Origin of the sequence: Streptomyces synnematoformans (genome assembly GCF_039531005.1) — a bacterium.
Taxonomy (GTDB): Bacteria; Actinomycetota; Actinomycetes; order Streptomycetales; family Streptomycetaceae; genus Streptomyces; species Streptomyces synnematoformans.
The window spans coordinates 1-1,705 of the sequence record NZ_BAAAPF010000626.1 but is presented as its reverse complement, the minus strand read 5'-3'; the positions used below and the strand labels follow the sequence as shown (position 1 = coordinate 1,705).

Genomic DNA, 1,705 nt, shown 5'->3' with positions numbered 1-1,705 from the left:
CAGGAAGGCGTCGAAGTCCTCCCCGCAGAACAGCAGCAGCCGCTCCACCCGCTCCCGATCCTGCCTCAGCCGCCCCCCACCTGCTTCGGCACCCCTGTTCGGCGCGCGACCGCCCCGGTCGGCGGTGGATCGGGACGGAGGCGTCGCGGGGCCGGCGATGCCGGCGCGCGGCGGTGCGCAGGGGCTGCGGGCCGGGCCGGCGCCCGGGCTGTGGCGGGGGCCGGTCAGCGGGTCGCCGGCTCCGGTGGCGCCGGCGCGGGCGGCGGGGTTCGCCGTGGCGGTGGCGGCTCGCCCTCGGCCTGCGGCTCCGGCACGGGCGGGGCGTACGGGCGGCGGGCGGTCAGCAGCGGGTCGACCGTGATCCGGTCGGCGCCCAGCGGCGCGGTCAGCGCGCGGAGCGCCGGCTCTCCGAGGCGCACCCACTCCTGCTCCGCACCGAGCGCGCGGCGCAGCGCGGCCTGACTGGTGAAGGCCACCGCCGTGCGCGTGCCCAGCGGCGTGCGGAACAGCCGCAGCCGCGTCCCGCTCCGGCCGTGGCGCACGGGTACGTACAGCCGGCGCGGGTGCTGCGGGGCGGGGGTGTGTCCGGTGGAGTCCACGCTACGACGGTACGGGGCCCCGCGCCGGCGGGCATCCGGGTTCCGGCATGCGAGACGCAGCCGCCGGGCCCGCGGCGGTCAGCGGCCAGTTGGAGCCGTCAGAGGGCCGGATCGGGGGGAACGCGGAGTGTCCACATGCCGGACAGCCGCGGCGGCGGGCGCAGGTCGAACCGCCGCCGCGGCGGCGGTTCGCGGCCCGTTCACCCGGGTGCCGCCTGCGTGTCCTCCGCCGTCAGCCGCCACAGCGACGTCACCTCCGCCGCCCGCGCCGCGTGCAGCGGGTCCGACGGGTCCGCCGCCCGGCGGTGGCGGGGCCGGGTGTCGTGGCGGGCCGCCACCCGCAGGCCCGCCGCCTCGATCGTCGCCAGCAGGTCGGCGCGGCTGCGCAGCCCCAGGTGCTCGGCCAGGTCGGACAGCACGAGCCAGCCCTCGCCGCCCGGCTCCAGATGTGCGGCGAGGCCCGCGAGGAACCCGCGGAGCATGCCGCCGCCCGGGTCGTAGACGGCATGCTCCAGCGCGGAGGTCGGCTTCGCGGGCAGCCAGGGCGGGTTGCAGACGACCAGGGGCGCGCGCCCCGGCGGGAACAGGTGCTCCGCCGCCACCTCGACCTGCCCGGTCAGGCCCAGCCGCTCGACGTTGTCGCGGGCGCACGCCAGCGCGCGCGGGTCCGTGTCGGTGGCGACGACCCGCTCCACCCCGCGCCGCGCCAGCACCGCGGCGAGCACGCCGGTGCCGGTGCCCACGTCGAACGCCAGCGTCTTCGCCGGCAGCGGCGCCTCGGCGACGAGGTCCACGTACTCGCCGCGCACCGGCGAGAACACCCCGTAGTGCGGGTGCACGCGGGCGCCCAGCGCCGGTACCTCCACGCCCTTGCGGCGCCACTCGTGCGCCCCCACCGCGCCGAGCAGCTCGCGCAGCGCCACCGCGCCGGGCTCGGTCACCGGACCGTACGCCCCGGCCACCGCCGCGGCCACGTCGGGCGCCCGGCGCAGCGGCACGACCGCGCCCCCGGAGCCGGGTTCGAGGGGGACGAGCAGCATGCCGCGGGCCTGCGCTCGGTGGCCCTGCGCCTGCCCGTGGCGGTGGAAGGCGTCCGCCGGGCCGGT

General features: G+C 79.7%; 2 protein-coding genes. Both read right to left on the bottom strand.

What is annotated here, in order from left to right; genetic code table 11:
* Positions 1-224: 224 nt before the first annotated feature.
* The gene (locus tag ABD317_RS36660; protein ID WP_344296342.1) at positions 225-599 is read right to left on the bottom strand and encodes an SAV_915 family protein; all 375 of its coding nucleotides are present in this window, start codon (positions 597-599) and stop codon (positions 225-227) included.
* 200 nt (positions 600-799) lie between these two features.
* Positions 800-1,705, bottom strand: a 906-nt coding sequence (locus tag ABD317_RS36655) for a methyltransferase (RefSeq protein ID WP_344296340.1), incomplete at its 5' end; no start/stop codon positions are given.